We start from the raw sequence: 17975 nt of genomic DNA on the forward strand, positions 1-17975 counted from the left end.
ACATAATATTATGTTCGATTTTGATAATAAAGATGCAATATATAGTCTTAATACTTTGTTTAATAATTTTAATAGCAGTCGGAATAAAGAGAACTACAGATGGCTAAAAACTACTATCAGGAAGGCAACACTATGGACTGGCATAACGGTACGGGTAAGGCCGTTGTATCCGGCCAGGCTGTTGCAGTTGGCGCGATTACGGGTATCGCTCAGCATGACATCCCTGCGAGTGAAGACGGTGAGCTGATGATGACCGGCGTGTTTGTTCTGCCGAAGGTGGCAGCTGAAACATGGCAGCGCGGTGCGCGGCTGTGGCTGACTGCTGATGGTGAGCTGACTGCACAGGATAAGGATGCCAGCAACGTCGCGCACGCAGTGGCTGGCACAGCGTGGATCACCACCAACGCGGGCGAAGCCGAAGGGCGCGTGCGTCTTGGCTTCTGACCCGCATCGACCAAAATTACGTTAAATGATAATAAATATCATTTGAAAAGGTACTCCCGGGGATCCGGCCAGCCACGAGGCGGCGGGCACGCGGAAAGCGGCTAGTTTTCATGTTTTAGGGTCATCATCATCATGTGCGTAACTTACTGTTTTATAAGAATGGCAATTTGCAAAGATGTCGAAACGTTCAAAAAGTGTTCACCATCCTGGACCAAGAAGTAGCTACCCACAAACTCAACATCAACCAGCTCGCCGGCATCACTGGCGTACATCGCCAGACCGTTGCCGCCCGTCTTAAAAACGTCCCTCCGGCACCCGGCAGCAACAGCAAACTGAAGCTCTACCTCATCACCGATGTGTTAACTGAGCTGATGATCCCGAGCGTTTCAGTATCCACTGAAAACATGCAGCCTTCAGACAACGGTTTAAACATCCGGCTGGTTGCCGCAGTTTCTACCCGCGCGTTTATTAGCGGCTGTTTATCCCACCAACCGGGCGCGTATCCCCAATGAACAGGATCGAGGTGAAGGGCATCATCACGGTTATTCAAGAGGAGTACTTTAGTGCCTGGTGCAACGTTGTAACGTGCAATCGGTTCAGAATCGTAAGCGATGTCTTTCTCGATCTCTCCAGCGAGAAATTCAAGATAGTCGTCACGCGACCGGATTTGAGTAAAGCGTCCGCACATGCTCACCCCCAATTAAACTGAAAGTATAGATGCAGGCAGCATGTCATGGATTTATGGAGTAAATTTGGGGGCAAAATTGGGGGCGAATCAGGCGTCAGGGGCATGAATGGGGACACGTAATTAGCTTTTATTTGCCGCTATTTGCCGTTGAGGCAATTCCTAATTCTTTGTTTTAAGTATAAATTTATGATTATCAAGAGATTCTGGAATTGGTTTCTTTATATGGCTACTATTAAAGGCTGGGAAATAATCCATCGTTTGATTTCAATTTAAGGGGACACAATGCAAGACATTCTGAATACTGAAGTCACCACCATTGACGGTGAAGCGACAACGCTCGAAAACTGGAAAGGTAAAGTATTGCTGGTGGTAAATGTAGCCTCTAAATGCGGTCTGACGGTGCAATACGAACAGTTAGAGAATCTGCAAAAAGAGCTGCAGCACGAAGGTTTCTCTGTTCTGGGTTTCCCATGCAATCAGTTCCTGGGCCAGGAACCGGGCAGCGAAGAAGAGATCAAAACCTTTTGCAGCACCACTTATGGCGTAACGTTCCCGATGTTTAGCAAAGTGGATGTCAACGGAGAGAATCGTCACCCGTTGTACCAAAAATTAGTGGCTGCTGCGCCAACTGCGGTTGCGCCTGCTGGGAGTGGTTTTTTTGAACGCATGAGCAGCAAAGGGCGTGCGCCTGCTCATGTTGGCGATATTCTGTGGAACTTCGAGAAATTCCTTATCGGGCGCGATGGCCAGGTTATTCAACGTTTTTCACCGGATATGACGCCTGAAGATCCAGTGGTTATTAATGCTATTAAGTCGGCGCTAGCGAGATAATGTCGTTGTTACAGCTTAACGATGTGGTTGTGGCGGAGCGGTTAGGGCCGATTTCCGCCACGGTACGCACGGGCGAACTGGTGCATCTTGTCGGGCCAAACGGCGCGGGGAAAAGCACATTATTAATGAGGGCTGCGGGGTTGAGTTTGGGGGGCGGGGAAATTACCTTTGCCGGCAGCAACCTGAACAAATGGCAACCTACGCAACTGGCTCACCATCGTGCTTATCTCTCTCAGCAACAAATGCCACCATTTTCCATGCCTGTCTGGCACTACCTGCAAATGCATCAGCAAGTCAGTCCTGACGATAACGTGATGCTCAAGCTCGTTAGCAGTCTGGGTCTGACAGATAAACTCACGCGCAGTGTTAACCAGCTTTCTGGTGGCGAGTGGCAGCGTGTTCGCCTGGCAGCAGTTGTATTGCAAATTCACCCTGAAATTAACCCGCATGGGCGCTTGCTCCTGCTGGATGAGCCAATGAACAGTCTGGATATTGCTCAGCAAACTGCGCTGGACAGAATTCTGATGGCATTATGCGAAGCGGGCATTGCAGTGGTGATGAGCAGCCATGATTTGAACCACAGTTTGCGTCATGCACATACTGTCTGGTTGTTGCGTGCGGGTAAAATGATTGCGCAAGGTCAGCGGGATGATGTGCTGTCTGTGCAGCATTTAGCGACAGCCTATAACATGCACTTTCGCAGAATGCAGGTTGAAGGGCATAGCATGCTGATAGCCACACTTTAGTTGCTGGTAAAAACTTGCACCAAATCATAGGTAAGCGCTAAATTACTGGAAATTATAAACGGGTGAGGACTAGCCTGAAAATGCGTGTATGGATTCTTGTAGTGGCATGTCTGGTGCTTGCTGGGTGTAGTCATCATGCGCCACCTCCAAATTCTCGTCTTTCAGACTCGATAACGGTAATTGCCAGGCTTAATGATCAACTCAGCGGCTGGCATGGCACTCCGTATCGTTATGGTGGCATGAGCCGTCGTGGCGTCGATTGCTCCGGTTTTGTGTCAATTACTTTCCGTGACCGGTTTGATCTGCAACTGCCACGCGAAACGCGCCAACAGGCTAAAATTGGCACTGAAATTGATAAAGATGATTTACTCCCGGGCGATCTGGTGTTCTTTAAGACGGGGTCCGGTGAAAGTGGCCTGCATGTTGGTATTTACGATACGGACAACCAATTCATTCATGCCTCGACCAGCCGGGGCGTGATGCGCTCGTCTCTCGATAATGTCTACTGGAGCAAGAAATTCTGGCAGGCCCGCCGTATCTAGCACAGCTTTTTCCTCGTGCAGGGCCAGTCTATTGGCCCTAAACGTGACTCCCTTCAGCAATTGCGTGGCTAACCCAGGTGCGATTCACGATATCAGGTAATATCTGGGAGCATTTCGCTCCCACTAAAGGATAGTTCATGGTTACTCTCGAAGATGTTGCCGCCAGCGCAGGTGTATCCCGGGCGACCGTCTCGCGCGTGGTGAATGGCGATAGTAAAGTTAACGTGCAGACCCGAATCAAAGTTGAAGCGGCGATCATTGAATTAGGCTACACGCCGAATCCTGCGGCCCGAGCTCTAGCATCCAGTCAAAGCAATACCTTAGGGCTTGTCACGACCTCTTATCGTGGCGGTTTCTTCGGGGCACTGATGGATACCATTCAGAGTGAAACTGAATTACAGGGAAAACAGCTATTAGTGACTCAAGGGCGTGATACTGCTGAGAAAGAACTCAATGCTATTCAGCGAATGTTTAATTTACGTTGTGACGGTCTGATATTACATGTCCGTGCCATCACCGATGCCACTCTTGTGCAATTAGCTGAACAAGACCGCAAATTCATTATTCTGGACCGGGATGTACCGGGGCTTGAGCCACGCTGTGTGGTGTTTGATCATCTTGCGGCGAGTGCTCTTGGTACTCAGGTTCTGATTGATGCCGGCCATACTGCAATTGCTTGTTTGCATGGGCCGGGTGGGCGGTCTTCAAGCTTACTGCGTCTTCGGGGCTTTATTGATGCCATGAATCAGGCGCAGCTTGTGCCTATTGCGGTGCTGGGTGGCGAGTACGACATGCCGGCTGGCTATCAGATGGCATCTCAGTTACTTGAAAGTACCCAACCGACGGCTATTTATTGTTGTAATGAGGAATTGGCAGTAGGTGCGATGCTGGCAATCACTGAACGCGGGCTGCGAATACCCCAGGATATCTCACTGGTTTGTTACGACAGTGGAGAAAGAGCCGCGTTTGTTCGACCTGCAATTACCAGTGTTCATTTTCCGATAAGTGAAATGGCTCGTTTTGCGATCCGTAAATTATTGGAAAATGATTATGAGAATGAATCTTTTTCTCCCGAGATAATCCACCGTGATTCCGTCCGTCATATTCGCTAAAACTGGCGATAGGAGGATAACCAGGATAATATAATTATATTCGAAAAGAATCTGATACACATATCAAGGATGACCTTGCGTTTAAATACAATCAAATCAATCCAGTTAACGCTGGATGTTCATCGTGTCACGATGCCATCCACCTCATTCGAAACACGGCTGGCAACATGATCCTCTTACTCGATGCACAATATCGTTCGGATTTTTATTTCCAGCCTGTTTACTTGCCGAAGGGCGAAGTTTTAGGTGTTGAATTATTGGTTAATTTTGTTGGGGTCGATGCGCCGGTGCGTATTCCAACAGAATTAGTTACGCCAGTTATTAAATCAGAACAGCAATTAATATTGTTTCATGAGCAAATAGAATTACTCGAAAACTATCAAGAATTCTTTAAGGCTCAGAGCATGGTTGTCTGGGTAAATATAAGTGCGGTAATCGTTGATGAGATTTTAGCCAATCCGGCGCTAACTTCCCGCCTGGCGCAGCTTCCGTTCATTGAGTTTTCTATCAATGAAAATTTCCCCGAGTTAAATTGTGGCAATGAAAATACGCGTTTAGTAACAATGTGTAAGCATTATTCATTAGTGTTGGCTAATTTTGGTGCGGGAGTAGCGACGACTAAACCGATTTTTGATGGGCTATTTAAACGTGTATTTATGGATAAATTATTTATTCATAAACAAATTAAACAACGTTCTTTTGAACCCTTTATGTTAGCAATGCTTGCCCAACTTACTCCTTTTTGCCAGACATTAGTTATAACGGGTATTGATGACGACTCAGCGCGCAAGAAAGTCCTCTCATTAACTACCTTCGCCATGCAGGGTAATTGCTGGCCGGCTATTGCACCTAAGGCATTAACTGACTGGTTTCATTCTAATTAACCCGCTTGAGTGAATACCCCTGCCAACGTGCTGTGTTTAAAACCTCGTACAAGCACTACACTATCGGCAGGAGGTAACATGACCAATAAACCTGTATTTAACAATAGCTGGCACGACGAATTGCCCGGCTTTTACACGGCTCTGAAGCCAACGCCGCTGCATCATTCCCGGCTTTTTTATTATAACCGTCCATTGGCTGATGACCTCGGGCTTGATGCCTCATTGTTTGACGAATCTCATGCGGGTATCTGGAGTGGCGAAATGCTGCTTCCGGGTATGCAGCCTTTAGCTCAGGTTTATAGTGGGCATCAGTTTGGTGTCTGGGCGGGGCAACTTGGCGACGGGCGCGGTATTTTGCTCGGTGAACAACAGTTGGATGACGGGCGAAAATTTGACTGGCACTTGAAAGGTGCAGGCTTAACGCCTTATTCGCGGATGGGCGATGGCCGCGCCGTGTTGCGCTCAACGGTGCGTGAATTTCTCGCCAGTGAAGCGATGCATGGCTTAGGGATCCCAACCACGCGTGCGCTCAGTATCGTCACCAGCGACACCCCAGTACGCCGCGAAACCACTGAGCAAGGCGCTATGCTGATTCGTGTGGCGCAAAGCCACGCCCGGTTTGGCCACTTCGAGCATTTCTACTATCGCCGTGAACCCGAAAAAGTACAGCAATTGGCAGATTATGTGATTGCCCATCACTGGCCGCATCTGGTTGATGAAAAAGATAAATATCAGCTTTGGTTCCGCGATGTTGTCGAGCGTACCGCGCAGATGATTGCTAACTGGCAAACTGTCGGTTTCTCCCATGGCGTGATGAATACTGACAATATGTCGATTCTCGGCCTGACGATGGATTACGGCCCGTACGGTTTCCTTGATGACTATCAGCCTGATTTTATCTGCAACCATTCCGATCATCAGGGGCGTTATGCTTTTGATAATCAGCCAGCCGTGGGTCTATGGAATCTGCAACGCCTGGCGCAGACGCTGTCACCGTTTATCTCGGTGGAATGGCTCAACGAATTGCTCGATCACTATCAGTTCGCGCTGATGAAAGCATTCGGGGAGTTAATGCGCGGCAAATTGGGCCTGTTGACCGAACAAACGGCAGATAATGAAATTCTCACAGAACTGTTTGGCTTGATGGCAAAAGAGGGTAGCGATTACACGCGCACTTTCAGAATGCTAAGCCTGACTGAGCAAAATTCAGCAAGCTCACCGCTACGGGATGAATTTATCGACAGAGCCGCTTTTGATAGCTGGTTTACCCGCTATCGTACTCGTCTCCAAATTGAGCAGGTCAGTGACGAGCAGCGCCAGCAGGCAATGAAAGCTGCAAATCCTTCAATTGTTCTGCGTAACTGGTTGGCTCAGCGTGCCATCGATGCCGCCGATAAAGGTGATGTAAGTGTTCTGGTTGAACTACATGAAGCACTGCGCCAGCCATTTGCTGAACATTCGGACGATTTGACACAACGTCCGCCGGACTGGGGCAAACGCCTGGAGGTTAGTTGCTCTAGTTAGCCTATTATTGCTGTAACCAAACCTGAGGCACCGGGTGTTCTGGATGATTGAACACCCGTAAATCTGCCTGATACCAATGTTGCAAGGTCGATTCATTCAACACCTGCTGCGGTGTACCATTTGCCACCAACTTCCCTTCATGCAGCAATACAATTCGGTCAGCCCACAGTGCGGCCAGATTCAAATCATGCAGCACAACGCAAACCGATAATGTTCCCATCAGAGATAAACGGCGCAGTAAACGCAAGATATGTTGCTGATGATACAGATCGAGCGCCGAGGTCGGTTCATCTAAAAACAGCCAGCCGTGGGGTTGCCCATCCAGCCATAGTTGCGCCAGTGCACGAGCCAGTTGCACGCGCTGTTGTTCACCACCAGAAAGCTGGCAGAAATCGCGCCCGGCAAGCGTATCGCACCCCGTGAGCGCCATCACTTCCTGAACGACAGATTTTGTCTCTTTCTCCGGCCACGGCGCGCGCCCCATAGCAATCACATCTTCAACAGCCCAACTGAACGCCATACCGCTGCGCTGGCGCATGACCGCACGTTTACGCGACAGAGCATCTCCAGACCATGAAGTGAGTGGGCGTCCAGCAAGGGTAATTTCGCCACCGTCTGGTGGCTGGAAACCAGTCAGTACCCTCAGCAGCGTAGATTTTCCGGCACCGTTAGGGCCGATTAGCGCCACGACTTCACCGGCAGCCAGCGTCAGATTAATGTCATCGAGTAATTTTCGCTCGCCTGGGCGAAACGTAACGTTTTTCGCCTGCAGTAAATCAGCCATCAGTTTCCCTCCCTGGGCGGAAAATCATTGCTAAAAACCATGGGCCGCCAAGCAGGCTGGTCAGCAGGCCAACGGGCATTTCAGCGGGTGCAACCAGCGTGCGGGCGAGGGTATCGGCAACCAACAGGAGCATTGCGCCAGCCAGCACTGATCCGGGAATCAGCCAGCGATGATCGGCACCTAGCCACATCCGTACTAAGTGCGGAACAACTAAACCAACAAAGCCAATCACACCGCTTATGGCAACGGCTGCTGCGACTAACAACGCACTTAAAATCAGCAGTTGCCGTTGGGTTTTTTTGACATCCACGCCAAGATAATGGGCTTCTTCATCTCCAAGCTGTAACAGATTAAGGCGTCTGGACAGAAACGCGATAGCCAGCGAAGCCGGGAGAATAAACGAAGCGGTAGCAAGTAAGGTTGACCACTGTGCTTGCCCAAGGCTACCCATTCCCCAAAGCGATAACTGGCGCAATTGGGCATCATTACTTATCCAGGAAAGCACGCCGACCGCCGCGCCGCAAAGCGCATTGATGGCAATCCCTACCAGCAGCAAGCGCGAAAGACTGTTGTTACCCTGGCGGCTTAAGAAGAAGATCACCAGCGTGACCGCGAGACTGCCAACAAATGCGGCAAGCATTGGAACATATAATGCCAGGACTGCCGGTAGTGCGATCGGCAGGACTACTGAAAACCCAACCGCAAGTGCAGCACCGCTACTGATCCCAAGTAAACCTGGATCAGCCAGCGGGTTGCGAAATAGCCCCTGCATCACGCAGCCTGAAAGTGCCAGTGCGCCGCCCACAAGCGTTGCTAGCAATACTCGCGGCAGACGAATGTTGAGCCAGATATGACGCAACGCTTCATCCTGAGTTTGCCACAGCACGGCGATGGAAAGACGCATGGCACCTAAATTGGCGGCAACCAAAGACAGTGCCAGTAACGCCAAAATCATGGCGAACAGAGCGCGTTGGGGCAGGGGACGGCGTATCAAGGCAATTGCTCCGCTTTCTTACGTAACGCAAGGATCGCATCGGGTGTTTGCAGGCCAAAACCGAGCAACGCCATATCATCAACAACTAACAGCTGCCGGCTTTTCCCAGCGGGAGTTTGCGCAAGACCCGGCAGTTTCCAGACGTTATCTTCACCACCAAGGGTTTTCACACCGTCGGCTGTGACCAGTACCAATTGCGGCTTGCTGGCAATCACGCCCTCCTGCGACATTGGCTGATAACGCTTGAAACCTTGCATCGCATTTTGCAAACCCGCGGCGTGAATCGCAGCATCAGCCGCCGTCTCTTGCCCGGCCGCCATCGCGGTCATACCACCGTGACTCATGATGAACAGCACTTTCACCGGCAATGGTTTTTCCGGAATCGACGCCAGTTTGCTCTGCACTTGCTTGCGCAAAGCATCGCCCTGAGCCGTTTTCCCCATCGCTTGCGCGACTGCGTCAATCTTCTCAACGATAGCATCCAGTGAATTACTCGCCGGAATAGTGACCACTTTGACGTTGCTACTGGCGACTTGCTCAAGTGCGAGCGAAGGTTTGGCCTGTGCACTCGCGAGTACCAGCGTCGGGCGCATAGCCAGAATCCCTTCGGCATTAAGCTGGCGCAAGTAACCGACATCAGGCAGCTTTGTTGCAGCCTCTGGATGCAGACTGGTGCTGTCCCGGGCGACCAACTGGTCACCCGAACCTAGTGCAAAGGCAATTTCCGTAACGTCGCCACCAATTGCCACCACTCGTTCATTGGCGCTCGCAATCACTGGCATTGCAAGCAGGGCAATTAACCAGCGTTTCATGCGGCCAGCCCTTTGCTTACCAATGCTTCCAACTGTGAGCGCCACTGCTGCTGCTCAGGCTCGCCTTCTGTACGTTGACCGTAAAGTTGCGCGATTTGCGTGCCGTCAGCCGCAAACAGTTCCAGGCTTGTCACGAAGCCATCGCCGCTTGGTTTACGCGTCACCCAGCTTTCCGCGATGGTGTCGCCCATCAAGTGCAGGGTGAACTGAGGGTTGAAGATATTGATCCAGTTATCCATTGGCACAACTTTTTCCACCTTGCCAGTGAAAATCTGCACGGTGCCCTGGTTGCCGACGAAGATCATAATTTCATTTTGATCCTGTTTCGCCTGAGCTAACAGCTTCGCCAGTGCGCTGTTATCAACCTGGCAGGCCAGGTCTTCAGCGACAAGGCGAAATGCCTGCTGGCGTGTTAGCTGGTGGCGTTTGAGCAGACCAAAGAACTGATGCACGTCACGCAGGCTGCGCCATTCGGAATCAACCTGCTGGCCATCTACCACAGGCGTCATCACGCTTTCTTCTGCTGCTTGCAGCTCAAGCTCCGGGTTATCGGCATAAATAAACTTCGCCAGCATATCGCCCCAGGCAGCGAAATCGGTGTTGTCGGTGGTATACACCTTCAACAGCGCATCACCCTGATGGTCAAAGAACTGAATGCTCTGGCGTTCACCGCGAGCGGTTTCCTCACGAATATGGAATGCGAAAGCCCATTGATTGAGGAACAGACGCAAATCCAGCGCGCGGGGGTTAAGAACCAGCCCAGCATGGCCATGAAGTTGTTGGTTCTCAAAACGTCCAACTTGTTCATGCACCGCATATTCGTTACGGCAAATGGACTTGATTTCGCCCACGTTTTCAAGGGAGGCGAGAATGTCGCGCACTTCACCTTTTAAGCGCCATGCATCATGCCCTACACGAGCATGAGTCAGTTCGGCCTCGCTGATGTTCATAAGTTTTGCGATGTCGCGAGCATATTTTTTAGGGTGCTGTTGTTTGAGCTGCAACCAGTTTTCATAACGCTGAGTCATATTGCTTCCTTACCATTGATAACTAACGAAGATTTTGCCGTTACGGCCATCTTGTGGGAGCCCCTGTGGCGACCAGTATTCCTTATCAAAGGCGTTACCCAGTACCAGGGAAGTAGTTAGCCCGCGCAACTGCTGCTGGCCTGTATAGCTGACATAGAAATCGTTCACGCCGTAACCCGGCTGCGCGCTGTAGCTGCTGCTGATATGCGTTGAGCGTTCAGCAAAAGTGCCAACCCAGCCTACGGAGAAGCCACTTTGTGCCACCGGAACATCGAGGATGCTGGTGACAGTGTCCGGGTTCAGGCTTGAAATCCAGTCACCGGTATCGGTGTCTTTACCACGGGTGCGGTTGTAGGCCAGATCTAAACTGAACCACGCGCTGGTGTACTTAGCCGTCATATCCCAACCCCAGATTTTGGCATCAGGGACGTTATAGGACATGGTGGTCGCTTTGGCGAAATCGACGGTGGTAGAAATGTAGTCTTTTGCTTTGGTATCGAAGTAGCTGGCTTTAAATTCGAGGCCGTCTTCAGCCAGCATTAAATCGTCGAAGCGTAAGCCAAAGCCGTATTCCTGCGTTTCGTTAGTTTCCGGGCGCAGATTCGGGTTCGGAACCCAGTAGTTGGTGTAACGCGTGCCGATAGAGAAGTGTTTCGCATCGTTATACATTTCGCCCATGGTTGGGGCGCGGAACGCCTGCGCATAAGATCCAAACAGCATCAACCATTCGGTTGGTGTAATGGACAGTGCGCCACGCGATGACCATTTATCGGCGTTCACGTCGTCATAGCCGTCGCTGCTGCCGCTGTAATTGTCATAGCGTGTGCCGGCTAACAGGGAGACAGGCAGGTCGCGCAGGGTGATTTCATCCTGCAACCAGCCGGAGCCGAAGTCGATGTTGGCCTGAGGGAAACCAGTGGTGTTGCCGCCAGGTTTTTGTTCCTGACGATAATACTCGCCGCCGTAAGTCAGCAGGTGGGCGGCGAAACTGTCGGTAAATACACGGCTGCGGTTTTCGACTTTTCCACCAGTGGTGGTTTGCTTGCGGAACTCAGCACCATCAGTTTGGCCCTGCGCGTTGATGCGAGCTTCAGACCAGTAGGCGGTAGCATCGGCGTTTAGCCAATCGCTTTGCTCCGGCCCAATGTGGTATTTCAACTGAGCGTCGCGCTGAATGGTTGAGCGGTCAACCATCGGGTTGCTTGAGTCAGCGTTAGTCGTCTGTGGGTTTTTAGGCTCCTGTGCGGCGTTATTGTAGTAACGCAGAGAGCCTGCAAGTGACTGCGCCGGGTCGATATACCAGGTGCCTTTAGTCAGGAAGTTACCGATGTTTTCATCGTTTGGCGCGGTTTCGCCGTCGCTCTGGCGGATGTCGCCACGGTCGCGGCTCGACCACGCAACCAGGCCATCAAGGTTATCCGTGCGGCCAAAGGCGCTGGCACCCATTCCGACACTGTGATCGCCCGTCGCACCGCTACCAAACACGCGGAAACCACTGTTCTGGCCTTCATACAGCAAATCGCTGGCATCTGCGGTTTCGTAAGAAATCACACCGCCGAGTGCACCGCTGCCGTACAGCAGAGCTGCCGGGCCGCGCACCACTTCGATACGCTTGATTAAAGCCGGGTCAAGAAAAGTGCTGTTGAGATGCCCGGTGTCTGTGCCCTGGCGTACGCCATCAACCAGCATCAACACGCCACGGCGATCGTAACCGCGCATGTTGACGTCCTGACCATTGGTGCGGCCGGTGCCGGAAAGAGTGATCCCGGGCACCCGGCGCAGCATGTCAGCGGCAGATGATGAAGTTTGGCTTTCAGGGGTATTGGCATCAATAACGGTAACCATCATTGGTGCTTCAAATGTGCTGCGTTGGTTGCCGGTGGCCACCACGGTCATTTGATCGTCTTTCGCGAAAGCGGGCAGTGCAGAAAAAACCGCAACAGTCAGTAATGACAGACGGAAGCCGACTGTGTGTAAAGCAGGCATGCGCAAATCTCCATAAGAAAATTTAAAAGCGCTGGCTGCCTGGGATGATGAAAAACCTGGGTGGCTTGCGTTTCTCCTTCATATTTTAAGCCGCATCTTTGTTGGCTGCGTCACTCACCCGAATCACTTACTTATGTAAGCTCATCGGGATCCGTTCCCTTGCCGCCGCGATGCAACTCGAACTATTTCGGAGAAATAATTTGGGTTGTATTTAGGTTCTATTCCCCCTAAATAATTCGAGTTGTAGGAAGGCGAGTCGCCAACGCATCAACAACTTGAAGTAAGAAGGGAATTTATTTGGTCAGGATTAACTTCCCGGCCTGAGTTTGTCTTAACTGATATTGCTGGCCTTCGTGAACAATAACCACACGTCCGTCAGGGCCGAGCAAAAGCTTGCTGTCTATCTGACGTGGGCCAGCCGCAGATTGCGGATTCGTAGGGGTGAATGCTTTATCCATGTTTCACTCTGTTTACAAATGACAATCAATGTAACAATGATAATCATTATCAATAAACTATGTTTCATCATCAAGTGTTATTTGTAAGAAATTTGTGAATGGATCAATTTTGAGCGGAAGAGGGTAAAAGGTCGGATGTCGCTTACGCTAATCCGACCTGGGAAATGCGGTTATAGTGCGGATGATCGTCATCCACCGAAAATTTAGAAACGGCTATCCGTTGCGTCTGCCAGCATATCGAGCAGCGTTTCGGTGTCTTCCCAGTTCAGGCAAGGGTCGGTAATTGATTGTCCGTACACCAGTGGCTGCCCGGCAACAATTTTCTGCGTGCCTTCGCGAATGAAACTTTCAGCCATAATGCCCGCAATTGCCCGCGAACCATTGCGAATTTGGTTACAGACATCTTCGCAAACTTCGAGCTGGCGGCGGTGCTGCTTCTGGCAATTACCATGGCTGAAGTCGATCACTAGTTGTTCTGGCAAATCAAACTCATGCAGGCTGTCACACGCCGCGGCGATGTCGGCTGCGTGGTAGTTCGGCTGTTTGCCGCCGCGCATGATGATATGGCCGTACGGGTTGCCGCTGGTTTGGTAAATGGTCATCTGGCCGTGTTTGTCCGGCGAAAGGAACATATGGCTGGCGCGGGCGGCACGAATGGCATCAACTGCAATACGCGTGTTGCCGTCGGTGCCATTTTTGAATCCGACCGGGCATGAAAGCGCGGAGGCCATCTCACGGTGGATCTGGCTTTCGGTGGTACGTGCGCCAATCGCACCCCAGCTAATCAAATCGGCAATGTACTGCCCGATCACCATATCGAGGAATTCGGTCGCCGTTGGCACGCCGAGTTCATTCACTTGCAGCAACAGGCGGCGCGCCTGCTCGATACCGTGGTTTACGCGGTAACTACCGTTTAAATCGGGATCTGAAATCAACCCTTTCCAACCCACTACCGTGCGCGGTTTTTCGAAATAGGTACGCATTACGATTTCAAGGCGATGCTGGTGTTTCTCACGCGCAGTCTGCAATCGACGGGCGTAATCCATTGCCGCATCCAGATCATGGATTGAGCAAGGGCCAACAATCACTAGTAGGCGATTGTCTTCGCCATTAAGAATTTTTTCGATCCGACGACGGGAAGCCGTTACGTTTTGTGCAACTTCCTGGGATACAGCCAGATGCTGTGCGAGTTCCGCAGGTGTTACCAGACTATCGATGCGCGCTGTGCGCAATTCATCTGTTTTATTCATTGGGTGTCTCAGAAATTTTGTCTTCAGCTCGGCAGGAGTACCGGGAAGTGATGGCAGTCACGATAAACCAATTTATGTTGAATTCAACCGTAGAACTGAATCGTTACCACCAGATTCTGTACACCCTACCATACAAAATTGCACCTTTGCACTAGTTTGTTAGTACATGCGACGATTTAAGCCCATGATATCGAGGATCTTGGTCGCCATCTCTTCAACCGAGTAATTGGTACTGTTGAGATAGCGAATCTGATTTTTACGAAATAGGGCTTCAACCTCAGCCACTTCCAGGCGGCATTGGCGCATCGATGCATAACGGCTGTTTTCACGGCGCTCTTCACGAATTGCCGCAAGACGTTCTGGGTTGATAGTCAAACCAAAGAGCTTATGTTGCAAAGGTTTCAACACTGCTGGCAGCTGAATGTTATCCATATCATCGGCAATAAACGGGTAATTTGCCGCTCGAATACCAAACTGCATCGCAAGGTACAAACTGGTTGGGGTTTTGCCGCAGCGCGATACGCCAAGCAAGATAACTTGTGCTTGATCGAGATTGCGCATTGAAATGCCGTCATCATGCGCGAGTGTGTAGTCAATTGCGGCAATACGCGCATCATATTTGATTAAATTTCCCGGATTAAGACCGTGAGTTCGGTGAGCAATCGGCGTCGGTTCCAGCTTTAATTCCTGCTGTAAAGGCGCAACCAGCGCTTGCACGATATCCTGACAAAAACCTTCACTTTGCAAAATAATATCGCGAATTTCTGGTAAAACGATGGAGTAGAACACTAATGGTCGCACGCCAGATTGTTGATAAATGGCATTGATTTGTTCTTTCACCGCATTGGCCCGGCTTTCGTTTTCAACAAACGGCAGCGTGATGCTGTTAATGGCAACAGGAAACTGAGACATAACCGCATGTCCAAGGACTTCGGCGGTGATCGCGGTGCCATCGGAAATATAAAAAACTTGCCTGTCTGCTGAGTTATCCATTTTTTATTCCTGAAATGTTTCACATAGGCTGAAGCATAAATTAAAACCTTCCATCCTGGATCAATCTCATTTCATTTTTAAAACTGAAACGTAGTTTTTATTTTTAATGAAATGCACGGTTCATTTTTACTTTATTAATAAACCTTTATTAATATAGGGATTAAATTAAGAATCAACAAGTTAGATAGAATGTAAATATATCTGAAAAATTCAAATTTTTATTTTGCTTGAACGATTCACCTGTTTTATTCCCTCATCTAATTATGCCAATCTAAAAGGGATGTAATGTAATTCTCATTCATATATCACAAAAGGATTGTTTCGATGTCCAACTCGTCACCGCTGGTGCTTTGGTACAACCAACTCGGCATGAATGATGTAGACAGGGTCGGGGGCAAAAATGCCTCTCTGGGTGAAATGATTACTAACCTTTCCGGTATGGGTGTTTCCGTGCCGAATGGTTTTGCCACCACGGCCGAGGCATTTAACCTGTTTCTTGACCAGAGTGGTGTTAACCAGCGTATCTATGAATTGCTGGACAAAACGGATATTGACGATGTGACTGAGCTTTCCAAAGCCGGTGCACAAATCCGCCAATGGATAATCGATACACCATTCCAGCCTGAGCTTGAAAAAGCCATTCATGATGCTTACGAACAGCTTTCCTCAGACGATGCTGATGCCTCTTTTGCCGTGCGTTCTTCTGCAACAGCTGAAGATATGCCAGATGCGTCGTTCGCCGGACAACAAGAAACTTTCCTCAACGTACAAGGTTATGACGCGGTATTGATTGCCGTGAAGCATGTATTTGCTTCCCTGTTCAATGACCGTGCTATCTCGTATCGCGTCCACCAGGGTTATGATCACCGTGGTGTTGCGCTCTCGGCTGGCGTCCAGCGCATGGTTCGTTCAGACCTTGCATCCTCTGGCGTGCTCTTCTCCATCGACACTGAATCTGGTTTTGACCAGGTGGTGTTTATCACCTCCGCCTATGGTCTGGGTGAAATGGTGGTACAGGGTGCCGTTAACCCTGATGAATTCTACGTTCACAAGCCAACTTTAGCTGCGGGTAAACCATCGATTGTGCGCCGCAATATGGGCTCGAAGAAAATCCGTATGGTTTATGCCCCAAGCCAGGAGCATGGCAAGCAGGTGCGTATCGAAGATGTGCCGCAAGCCGACCGTGATAAGTTCTCTATCACGCCTGAAGAAGTGCAGGAGCTGGCGAAGCAGGCTGTACAAATTGAGAAACACTATGGCCGTCCGATGGATATCGAATGGGCCAAAGATGGGCACACTGGCAAGTTGTTTATTGTCCAGGCTCGCCCGGAAACCGTCCGTTCTCAGGGCCAGGTGATGGAGCGTTATCAGCTGCATTCTCAAGGCAAAATCATTGCTGAAGGACGCGCCATCGGTCATCGCATCGGCGCGGGCCCGGTTAAAGTGATTCATGACATTAGCGAGATGAACCTCATTCAGCCAGGCGACGTTTTAGTCACCGATATGACCGACCCGGACTGGGAACCGATCATGAAAAAGGCGGCGGCAATTGTCACCAACCGTGGCGGCCGTACTTGTCACGCAGCGATTATCGCTCGTGAACTGGGGATTCCTGCTGTTGTGGGTTGTGGCGATGCCACTGAACGCATGACGGATGACCAGAACGTTACGGTTTCCTGCGCCGAAGGGGACACCGGTTATGTTTACCAGGAACTACTGGATTTCAGCATCAACAGTTCCACGGTAGATACCATGCCGGACCTGCCGCTGAAAATCATGATGAACGTTGGTAACCCGGATCGTGCATTTGATTTTGCCTGCCTGCCGAACGAAGGTGTGGGACTGGCGCGTCTGGAGTTCATCATCAACCGTATGATTGGCGTGCATCCGCGTGCGTTGCTGGAGTTCGACCAGCAAGAGCCTGCGTTGCAAAAAGAAATCCGCGAGATGATGAAAGGTTATGACGATCCGGTTGAGTTTTACGTCGGTCGCCTGACAGAAGGGATTGCGACACTCGGTGCAGCATTCTGGCCGAAGCGAGTTATCGTGCGTCTTTCTGATTTCAAATCTAACGAATACGCCAACCTGGTTGGCGGCGAGCGTTACGAGCCGCATGAAGAAAACCCGATGCTTGGTTTCCGTGGCGCAGGCCGTTACGTGGCTGACAGCTTCCGCGACTGTTTCGCGCTGGAATGTGCTGCAATGAAACGGGTACGTAACGACATGGGCCTGACTAACGTCGAAGTGATGGTGCCGTTCGTACGAACTGTTGCGCAGGCCAAAGCGGTGGTGGAAGAGCTGGAACGTCAGGGTCTGAAACGCGGTGAGAACGGGCTGAAAATTATCATGATGTGTGAGATCCCATCTAACGCCTTGCTGGCAGATGAGTTCCTGCAATATTTTGATGGTTTCTCCATTGGTTCAAACGACATGACTCAGCTGGCGTTGGGGCTGGACCGCGACTCCGGCGTAGTTTCTGAACTGTTTGACGAACGCAACGACGCGGTGAAAGCACTGCTGTCGATGGCGATTAAAGCGGCGAAGAAACAGGGCAAATATGTGGGAATTTGTGGTCAGGGTCCATCCGACCATGAAGATTTTGCAGCCTGGTTGATGGAAGAAGGGATTGATAGTCTTTCCCTGAACCCGGACACGGTGGTGCAAACCTGGCTAAGCCTCGCAGAAACCAATAAATAGAGTTCTTTATAGGGTGGAGTCATCCGCCAGAAGTCTACAAAGGTCCCTCATTCTTGAGGGACCTTTTTTATGGTTCTGACCCGTCCTAAATAGCGTTGACACATTTAACTCGTACTATGAGGAAAATGTGATGAACCAGTACGTTAAACGCACGCAACGCGATTACCCTCTATCCTTTAAATTGGCCGTTGTCGAACAAGTC

General features: G+C 50.4%; 16 protein-coding genes and 2 pseudogenes. 9 read left to right on the plus strand and 9 right to left on the minus strand.

Annotated features, from left to right (window positions below; translation table 11 throughout):
- The first annotated feature begins 99 nt into the window (after positions 1-99).
- Both GC128_RS22365 and GC128_RS22370 read left to right on the plus strand, forming a co-directional pair.
- Entirely contained in the window at positions 100-444 is a 345-nt protein-coding gene (locus GC128_RS22365) for a DUF2190 family protein (RefSeq protein WP_151996123.1), read from the plus strand.
- A gap of 206 nt (positions 445-650) precedes the next feature.
- Positions 651-863 (plus strand): annotated as a pseudogene (locus GC128_RS22370) (DUF1441 family protein); the annotation flags it as partial.
- Here GC128_RS22370 and GC128_RS22375 read toward each other — a convergent pair.
- Positions 863-1132 (minus strand): annotated as a pseudogene (locus GC128_RS22375) (SOS response-associated peptidase family protein); the annotation flags it as partial. The pseudogenes GC128_RS22370 and GC128_RS22375 overlap by 1 nt on opposite strands.
- Before the next feature lie 282 nt (positions 1133-1414).
- Here GC128_RS22375 and GC128_RS22380 point away from each other — a divergent pair.
- From GC128_RS22380 to selO, 6 genes are all read left to right on the plus strand, one after another.
- Positions 1415-1963, plus strand: coding sequence for a glutathione peroxidase (locus tag GC128_RS22380; RefSeq protein WP_151996125.1), 549 nt, complete (start codon positions 1415-1417; stop codon positions 1961-1963).
- Positions 1963-2709 (plus strand): vitamin B12 ABC transporter ATP-binding protein BtuD, encoded by a 747-nt coding sequence (gene btuD / locus GC128_RS22385; protein ID WP_151996126.1) that lies wholly within the window; start codon positions 1963-1965, stop codon positions 2707-2709. Before GC128_RS22380 ends, btuD begins: the two co-directional genes overlap by 1 nt.
- Before the next feature lie 80 nt (positions 2710-2789).
- A complete protein-coding gene (locus GC128_RS22390; protein WP_034455965.1) occupies positions 2790-3251 on the plus strand; it encodes an NlpC/P60 family protein in 462 nt (153 codons plus the stop codon).
- A 137-nt stretch (positions 3252-3388) separates the two neighbouring features.
- A complete protein-coding gene (locus GC128_RS22395) occupies positions 3389-4363 on the plus strand; it encodes a LacI family DNA-binding transcriptional regulator (RefSeq protein WP_151996127.1) in 975 nt (324 codons plus the stop codon).
- Positions 4364-4530: 167 nt separating this feature from the next.
- The gene (locus GC128_RS22400; protein WP_151996128.1) at positions 4531-5247 is read left to right on the plus strand and encodes an EAL domain-containing protein; all 717 of its coding nucleotides are present in this window, start codon (positions 4531-4533) and stop codon (positions 5245-5247) included.
- Between the two features lie 78 nt (positions 5248-5325).
- Positions 5326-6771, plus strand: coding sequence for a protein adenylyltransferase SelO (gene selO, locus GC128_RS22405; protein ID WP_151996129.1), 1446 nt, complete (start codon positions 5326-5328; stop codon positions 6769-6771).
- Positions 6772-6775: 4 nt separating this feature from the next.
- Here selO and GC128_RS22410 read toward each other — a convergent pair whose 3' ends face one another.
- From GC128_RS22410 to ppsR, 8 genes are all read right to left on the minus strand, one after another.
- On the minus strand, positions 6776-7555 hold the full coding sequence (locus tag GC128_RS22410; RefSeq protein ID WP_151996130.1) for a heme ABC transporter ATP-binding protein: 780 nt from the start codon (positions 7553-7555) through the stop codon (positions 6776-6778).
- The gene (locus GC128_RS22415; RefSeq protein WP_151996137.1) at positions 7548-8510 is read right to left on the minus strand and encodes a FecCD family ABC transporter permease; all 963 of its coding nucleotides are present in this window, start codon (positions 8508-8510) and stop codon (positions 7548-7550) included. Before GC128_RS22415 ends, GC128_RS22410 begins: the two co-directional genes overlap by 8 nt.
- Before the next feature lie 35 nt (positions 8511-8545).
- Positions 8546-9361, minus strand: coding sequence for a heme/hemin ABC transporter substrate-binding protein (locus GC128_RS22420; RefSeq protein ID WP_151996131.1), 816 nt, complete (start codon positions 9359-9361; stop codon positions 8546-8548).
- Entirely contained in the window at positions 9358-10389 is a 1032-nt protein-coding gene (locus GC128_RS22425; protein WP_151996132.1) for a hemin-degrading factor, read from the minus strand. Before GC128_RS22425 ends, GC128_RS22420 begins: the two co-directional genes overlap by 4 nt.
- 9 nt (positions 10390-10398) lie before the next feature.
- Entirely contained in the window at positions 10399-12375 is a 1977-nt protein-coding gene (locus tag GC128_RS22430; RefSeq protein WP_151996133.1) for a TonB-dependent hemoglobin/transferrin/lactoferrin family receptor, read from the minus strand.
- A 293-nt stretch (positions 12376-12668) separates the two neighbouring features.
- Positions 12669-12833 carry a hemin uptake protein HemP gene (gene hemP / locus GC128_RS22435; protein ID WP_034455958.1) on the minus strand — a complete coding sequence of 55 codons (165 nt, stop codon included), beginning with the start codon at positions 12831-12833 and terminating at the stop codon, positions 12669-12671.
- A gap of 203 nt (positions 12834-13036) precedes the next feature.
- Positions 13037-14083 (minus strand): 3-deoxy-7-phosphoheptulonate synthase AroH, encoded by a 1047-nt coding sequence (gene aroH / locus GC128_RS22440; RefSeq protein WP_151996134.1) that lies wholly within the window; start codon positions 14081-14083, stop codon positions 13037-13039.
- Positions 14084-14242: 159 nt separating this feature from the next.
- Positions 14243-15076: a posphoenolpyruvate synthetase regulatory kinase/phosphorylase PpsR gene (gene ppsR, locus GC128_RS22445; RefSeq protein ID WP_151996135.1), complete on the minus strand. Its 834-nt coding sequence runs from the start codon at positions 15074-15076 to the stop codon at positions 14243-14245.
- Between the two features lie 324 nt (positions 15077-15400).
- Between ppsR and ppsA the strand changes: the two genes are divergently transcribed.
- Complete coding sequence (ppsA, locus tag GC128_RS22450; RefSeq protein ID WP_151996136.1) at positions 15401-17773, plus strand: phosphoenolpyruvate synthase; 2373 nt, start codon at positions 15401-15403, stop codon at positions 17771-17773.
- The last annotated feature ends 202 nt before the right edge of the window (positions 17774-17975 follow it).

Origin of the sequence: Buttiauxella massiliensis (assembly GCF_902500225.1) — a bacterium.
Taxonomy (GTDB): Bacteria; Pseudomonadota; Gammaproteobacteria; order Enterobacterales; family Enterobacteriaceae; genus Buttiauxella; species Buttiauxella massiliensis.

What these genes read in the sequence shown, in the direction of transcription:
- ppsA (WP_151996136.1), top strand. Translation starts at nt 15,401, where the DNA reads ATGTCCAACTCGTCACCGCTGGTGCTTTGGTACAACCAACTCGGCATG.
- GC128_RS22365 (WP_151996123.1), top strand. Translation starts at nt 100, where the DNA reads ATGGCTAAAAACTACTATCAGGAAGGCAACACTATGGACTGGCATAAC.
- GC128_RS22425 (WP_151996132.1), bottom strand. Translation starts at nt 10,389, where the DNA reads ATGACTCAGCGTTATGAAAACTGGTTGCAGCTCAAACAACAGCACCCT.
- GC128_RS22380 (WP_151996125.1), top strand. Translation starts at nt 1,415, where the DNA reads ATGCAAGACATTCTGAATACTGAAGTCACCACCATTGACGGTGAAGCG.
- hemP (WP_034455958.1), bottom strand. Translation starts at nt 12,833, where the DNA reads ATGGATAAAGCATTCACCCCTACGAATCCGCAATCTGCGGCTGGCCCA.
- selO (WP_151996129.1), top strand. Translation starts at nt 5,326, where the DNA reads ATGACCAATAAACCTGTATTTAACAATAGCTGGCACGACGAATTGCCC.
- aroH (WP_151996134.1), bottom strand. Translation starts at nt 14,083, where the DNA reads ATGAATAAAACAGATGAATTGCGCACAGCGCGCATCGATAGTCTGGTA.
- ppsR (WP_151996135.1), bottom strand. Translation starts at nt 15,076, where the DNA reads ATGGATAACTCAGCAGACAGGCAAGTTTTTTATATTTCCGATGGCACC.
- GC128_RS22400 (WP_151996128.1), top strand. Translation starts at nt 4,531, where the DNA reads ATGATCCTCTTACTCGATGCACAATATCGTTCGGATTTTTATTTCCAG.
- GC128_RS22395 (WP_151996127.1), top strand. Translation starts at nt 3,389, where the DNA reads ATGGTTACTCTCGAAGATGTTGCCGCCAGCGCAGGTGTATCCCGGGCG.
- GC128_RS22420 (WP_151996131.1), bottom strand. Translation starts at nt 9,361, where the DNA reads ATGAAACGCTGGTTAATTGCCCTGCTTGCAATGCCAGTGATTGCGAGC.
- GC128_RS22390 (WP_034455965.1), top strand. Translation starts at nt 2,790, where the DNA reads ATGCGTGTATGGATTCTTGTAGTGGCATGTCTGGTGCTTGCTGGGTGT.
- GC128_RS22410 (WP_151996130.1), bottom strand. Translation starts at nt 7,555, where the DNA reads ATGGCTGATTTACTGCAGGCGAAAAACGTTACGTTTCGCCCAGGCGAG.
- GC128_RS22430 (WP_151996133.1), bottom strand. Translation starts at nt 12,375, where the DNA reads ATGCCTGCTTTACACACAGTCGGCTTCCGTCTGTCATTACTGACTGTT.
- GC128_RS22415 (WP_151996137.1), bottom strand. Translation starts at nt 8,510, where the DNA reads ATGATTTTGGCGTTACTGGCACTGTCTTTGGTTGCCGCCAATTTAGGT.
- btuD (WP_151996126.1), top strand. Translation starts at nt 1,963, where the DNA reads ATGTCGTTGTTACAGCTTAACGATGTGGTTGTGGCGGAGCGGTTAGGG.